At 33.8% G+C, this 5,903-nt stretch carries 5 protein-coding genes and 1 pseudogene; all 6 read left to right on the top strand.

What is annotated here, in order from left to right; genetic code table 11:
* A pseudogene (locus tag AMD00_RS23660) lies at positions 1-231 on the top strand (ABC transporter); the annotation flags it as partial.
* Positions 232-523: 292 nt separating this feature from the next.
* Positions 524-1,072, top strand: coding sequence for a sigma-70 family RNA polymerase sigma factor (locus AMD00_RS02770; protein ID WP_083446082.1), 549 nt, complete (start codon positions 524-526; stop codon positions 1,070-1,072).
* Complete coding sequence (locus AMD00_RS02765; RefSeq protein WP_053415560.1) at positions 1,047-2,108, top strand: DUF4179 domain-containing protein; 1,062 nt, start codon at positions 1,047-1,049, stop codon at positions 2,106-2,108. The genes AMD00_RS02770 and AMD00_RS02765 overlap by 26 nt, the downstream gene beginning before the upstream one ends.
* 387 nt (positions 2,109-2,495) lie before the next feature.
* Positions 2,496-2,651, top strand: a complete 156-nt coding sequence (locus AMD00_RS23415) for a hypothetical protein (protein ID WP_169786300.1) — start codon at positions 2,496-2,498, stop codon at positions 2,649-2,651.
* 519 nt (positions 2,652-3,170) lie between these two features.
* On the top strand, positions 3,171-4,136 hold the full coding sequence (locus AMD00_RS02760) for a hypothetical protein (protein WP_053415559.1): 966 nt from the start codon (positions 3,171-3,173) through the stop codon (positions 4,134-4,136).
* 464 nt (positions 4,137-4,600) lie between these two features.
* Positions 4,601-5,719 carry an aminopeptidase gene (locus AMD00_RS02755; RefSeq protein WP_211258601.1) on the top strand — a complete coding sequence of 373 codons (1,119 nt, stop codon included), beginning with the start codon at positions 4,601-4,603 and terminating at the stop codon, positions 5,717-5,719.
* Positions 5,720-5,903: the final 184 nt, after the last annotated feature.

The following is a 5,903-nucleotide window of genomic DNA, read 5'->3' as shown; positions in this document are numbered from 1 at the left end:
GCATTTAACTATATTCCGATTGTCGTTGAGGTCTTATTGAAGTTAGATGATGACTTTTTGATATGGCAAACCCTTTATTTTTTAATTAAACTGTATGGTATTGCTGATACCACTGAAATACATCCTTTCCTTGATGAGAATTGGTCTATTCTAACAAATCATATTAAGAAGTTTAAAGACCCCTATGCTACTCCATTTGCGGAGTTCAAAAGGCATTTAAGGATTAAATAATAACTTTATTCTTATTGTGCTAACGGGGCAGGTTAGTTCAATAGCGTTGTTTAACTTGTGTTCAACAATCGGGCCAGATTGTGGAATAGATACCTTTGAGTAAATTCAGTCTTTACCTTAATTTAAAGGTATTGTATGATAATGTACTTATTTTATATATAATTAGTTTTTAATCGGATTACGGCTTCCAGAATAGATGGAGGCCGATTTTTTTGTATATATTTCAAATAAATTTGAATCGTTTTGGTGCTCCAATTTCTCTAATAAGTATAGAGGAAAGGAGGTTTGTTAATTGGAGATAAAGTCAAAGTTAGTAAAGCGTGCTAAAAAAGGCGATTCCGAGGCATTTCAAATGCTAATACATGAAGAAAAAGAAAAAATGTACAGAATGGCTTATATGTATATGCGAAATGAAGATGATGCGCTTGAAGTGTTTCAAGAAAGCCTATATAAAGCTTTAAATTCAATTAATACATTGAAAAATAACGATTATTTTTCAACGTGGTTAATGAGAATTTTAATTAACACAGCTATTGCAACTTTAAAGAAGAAACAAAAGCTTGTTTCAATTAATAATGAAATCTTTGATCAGGTTGAGAATACAGAGCATCTTCGAACTGAGGAACATCTTGACCTTCTTCAAGCAATGGAAGAAATTGAGGAAAAGTATAAAACGGTCTTGCTACTGCGTTTTTATCAAGATTATACAGTTAAGCAAATTGCAGCGTTTCTTGATTGCCCCGAAGGTACTGTGAAGACAAATATTCGTCGTGGATTAGATCTATTAAGAACAAAATTAAAGGGGGTTTATTGCGATGACAGACAAAATTCCATCGTTTAAAGAAGAAATTGATAACATTCACGTTCCATTTGATAAATTGGACGCAATTATTTCAAAAACGATTCATGAGAACCATCAAAGGGGAAAAAAGTCTTTGAGAATGAAGATGGTATATAGCTTAAGTTCAGTTGCAGTAGCATCTATTCTGTTTGTTAGTTCCGCAACTGTCTCTCCTGCTATGGCTAATATCGTTTCGAAAATACCAATAATAGGTGCTGTGTTTAGTGAGTCTGGAGATCCTGGTCTAGAGAAAGTTCATGAACAAGGATTAACAAATTTAATAGGGGATACGAAAAATACTGGAGGAACATCAATTACACTTGATGAAGTTTTCTATGATGGGACACGTTTTACAATTGGATTTTCAATCATATCAGAGAACATTATTGAAAAATCCTATTTATCATCAGGGCCTGAAATTAAAATAAATGGACAAGCTTTTTCAAATGCCAGTACTTATAGTGAAACCAAAATATCACCTACACACAGAACAGGAATAATTAACATAGATTCTCTAGATGATTTGCCTGAATCGTTTACTCTAGGTGTAAACTTTACAAGTGTTGACGGTAAGCAGTGGGATTATTCTACTCCTGTTAGCATGAAAACAGAAGTAGAATATCTAACTATTAATCATAGTCAAACTGTAGAAGACATTAATTTAACAGTTTCTGATTTAGAAATAAGCGCAGCCGGCTTACGTTTTAACTTTAATGCAGACACAGAAAAAATAAATTATTTAACTAATGGGTACCTAGATTTCAAAGTGATTGATGATAAAGGAAATGAACTTATATCACATTCGGGTGGTAGTCAAATTCAAAATGTCGATGGAAAGGAAGAATTAACAGGTAGTCTACTAATAGACCCAATCACAGATAATGCAAAAACATTGACAGTTATACCATATATTAATTTCCACCAAGGAGGAACTAGTGTGGAAGTTGACCTTAAAGGCAATGAAACAAAAACAAATATTCAACCTTTTAATGAAACGGACATTGAATTTAAAAGCTTTACAGTAACTCTACCTTAGAAGGTAAATATTTTTTGATTATTACTAACGAGATGCGTTGATCCTAGCAAGGGTCAGCGCTTATTTCCATTTTAGTTATAGGAGAAGCCCTTGAAGTTTGAGGGTTTACTGAAGTGAATAGCTATATGTTTGGTGAGCTAATAGATATCTTCAACAATTGGGCGCGATTGTTGAATAAACTTCACTTTTTTCTTCAACTAACGGGTGCTTTACTTGAAGATCATTGAGTTGCATATGCAACTCTTTTTTCTTTATTGAACTAACGGGGCAGTTTAGTGCAACAAGGAGTACCTTCAAAATTATGGGGATTTACAACGCTAAGTTAAGAAATATGACCAAACGACGCTTTGGTAATGTTAAACTTTAATTACACGAGGGGGCGAAAAAATGGATTATACTAAAATCTATAATGAGGAACTGATTGCCTTAGTAAAAGAGAAAATAAAGTCAGTCGGTGAAATTAAAGCGGTGAAGTTTTTGAGAGAGCAAACAGGTATGTCCTTAATACAGGCAAAAAAATTTGTAGATTTTTGTAAAGAATAGACATAAAAATTAGAGTCAATAAATTAACCTGTGTTTTATTGCAACAATATTTATAAAGCATTCAAAATAAATATAATAAACGTTCCCAAATGAAAGTTTGGAGACGAACTCAAAGGCTACTAATGTTGTTAAATCAACGTTCGCGGCTTTTCTTATGAACATTGTTTATGCGTTGTTTTATGCACTTTTGTTTAAAGTCAGTCATAGCAAAGGTTTTGAAGTATTTGAAGTAATGTTGCACCATAGTCTTTGGTGAATAAAATAGTGTATAAAAATTGAATTCTTATCGTTGTAAATACGCATAAATCTGACGAGTCCCCTTATTGTGCTAACGGGTGCTTTAGTGAAAGATCGTTAAGTTGCTAAGGCTGCTCTTTTTTCTTATTGTGCTAACGCAACTGGTTAGTTGAACAAGGATTTGCAATAAAGAGTAGAGAATAACTCAATAATAAAAAGACCTTTATGGGTATGTGAAGATGTAATAAAAATTTTTTTATGAACGGAACTTGAGGTGAAGATGTGTATATTTTAGATCAAACGAACGAATGGGATGTCAATTTACCTGAGTTCGATGTGCGAAATGACGCAGTTAAAAATCAACGGGAAATGCTTTTTGATTATTTTATTATGAAGGCCTCTTCTGTGGATATATTGGTATACCAAGGTTTAAATGAAGAGAAGATGATAAAGCAAATGAAGAAATTTATTAAAAATAAGCGAGTAAAAATAGATCATCATGGTAAATGCTACAAGTTCTTTTTAGATGACGCAGCAAGAAGTTGGATTTTAGCAAATAGTATAAGTGAATGTACAAGTGTTATATATGATCAAAATGACATAGCGATTGCGGATTTTTATAGACATGTGTCGTTTTATGAAAAAGTGCCTTTGCCATGTAGTGTGTTGCCGGTGAAAGAGCTACCAATTCAACTTGAAATTTATATTCGTGAAAAAGATAGAGAGTGTGATGTAGATTTACAAGACCAGGCTAAATCGTATTATATTAGTACGGACTATGATTGTATCGAGAAACTTGCTTTTGAAACAATTGAAAACCTTTATTTTTATCCATTGTCAATCTATATTGAAACGCACGATGGAGAGCAGCATCAAATGCAAAAGGATTGGGCGAAGTATGCTGTAGAATATATAGACTCCGGGCAGCGTGTGTTTACCCTTTCTTCAAAAGGAATGTATCATGCGGAAGTCCCAGGCTTCTTTTTAACAGTAAAAAACACAGATGAATTAAAAGTTGTGTTCGAAGAGCTATTTTACTTAGCCTATCAAAACAATACATTCATCGTGTCTCAAAATAAGCTGGATATCCGAACTGGCCGTAATCGAATTTTCAAATCAGGTGATGAAATGGTTTTAACATTCGATCATGATGCACAAGGGATTATCCTATACACTTCACTAAATTTCGAAAAAGTAAAGAACTATTTTACAAGTTATATGATTACACACATACAACAAGAGAGTTAGGAAACTAACTCTCTTCTTAAATCCGGGCAAGAAAGCTGGAGGAATCACAAGGGTTATGGAATGAGATGCAAAAGAGTTTCTTGAAATATCCTCAAATGGTGATAATAGTACCCATTATATACAGAATGACGAACCAGATGTAGTAGTTAGTACAATAAAAAGGCTGATTGACAACATTTGAATACATTGTGAAAAATTGCACTTAAACTAACGGGGAGCTTTAGTAGAAGATCATTGAACTGTCCATACAGCTCTTTCCTTCTTCAACTAACGGGGCAGTTTAGTTGAATAAGGAATTGGATTAGGATTTATCGAATATCAAGGAAAAAAGGTGATATAGAACAAATGTCGAAACATATATAACGGAGTTATGAGGTGTTTGTCATGTTCAATGATTGTAAATGTTAGTTGATGTAAAATTTATTATGGGCTGTATTAATATTAAACTTTAAGAGGTGTTTTTCTTGAAAGACCCGAGAATACAAAAAATCGCAGAATTAATAGTAAATCATTCAATAAAGGTGCAACCAAACGAGCATATATTGATACAAACTAATACAGAAATTGAACTTAGTGTTGTAAGAGAAATTATCAAAGAAATTCATAAAGCTGACGGTTTTGCACATATCGATTTAAGAGATGCAACAGTAACAAGACAATTAGTTCTAGGTGGAACAAAAGAGCAGTTTGAAATCCTAGCCGAAATTGAAGTAGAACGCTTGGCGAAAATGGACGGATATATTAACTTGAGAAGTCCGATAAATACTTCTGAACTCTCCGATATTCCCAGTGAAAAAATGGAGCTATATGCAAAGACATACGGTAAGTTTCAGTCTGAAGCAATCTATAAGAAAAAGTGGATGACAACCCGTTTTCCTAATGCGTCTATGGCACAGGAAGCTCGTATGAGTACGGAAGCTTTCGAAGATTTCTACTTTGATATTTGCACGGTGGACTACAAGAAACTATCTGCAGCAATGGAGCCTTTAAAAGAATATATGGAAAAAACAAAGTTAGTAGAAATTAAAGGACCGCAAATTGATTTATCCTTCTCCATTGAAAATATGGGGGTGATTAAAGGCGATGGTATCGATAATATTCCTGATGGTGAGTTGTATACAGCACCAATTAGAGATTCTGTGAATGGAACCATCACTTTTAATACACCTGCGACCTTCAATGGATTTACATTTGAAAATATTTCACTGACTTTTGCCAATGGAAAAGTGGTCAAGGCAACAGCAAATCATTCGGAGAAACTTAGTGAAATACTTAATACAGATGAAGGAGCAAGTTACGTTGGTGAATTTGCGTTAGCCTTTAATCCGAAAGTGACAGTTCCAATGAACAATACGTTATTCGATGAAAAAATTGATGGGAGTTTCCATATTGCTTTAGGCAACTGTTTTGACGAAGCAGATAATGGGAATAAATCCGCTATTCATTGGGATTTAATATCTATACAGCGACCTGATTATGGCGGGGGAGAAATCTATTTTGATGGTCAGTTAGTTCGGAAAGACGGCCGGTTTGTTATTCCTGAATTAGAAGTGTTAAATCCAGAAAGAGTATTAGCTCAATAAAAAATACAGTATTGCACGGAAGTGTAAAATAAATTGTCCTTGTTGAACTAACGGGGTGCTTTACTTGAAGAACATTGAGTTGCATATGCAGCTCTTTTTTTTCTTTCTTGAACTAACGGGGCAGCATTCCTGTTTGAAAGATATTCAGGGTCTTGAAAGAAAAAGAGTCCTCTAGTATGATGCT

Origin of the sequence: Viridibacillus arvi (genome assembly GCF_001274945.1) — a bacterium.
Classification (GTDB): domain Bacteria; phylum Bacillota; class Bacilli; order Bacillales_A; family Planococcaceae; genus Viridibacillus; species Viridibacillus arvi.
This window is presented reverse-complemented; position numbering and strand designations above follow the sequence as displayed.

What these genes read in the sequence shown, in the direction of transcription:
- AMD00_RS23415 (WP_169786300.1), top strand. Translation starts at nt 2,496, where the DNA reads ATGGATTATACTAAAATCTATAATGAGGAACTGATTGCCTTAGTAAAA.
- AMD00_RS02765 (WP_053415560.1), top strand. Translation starts at nt 1,047, where the DNA reads ATGACAGACAAAATTCCATCGTTTAAAGAAGAAATTGATAACATTCAC.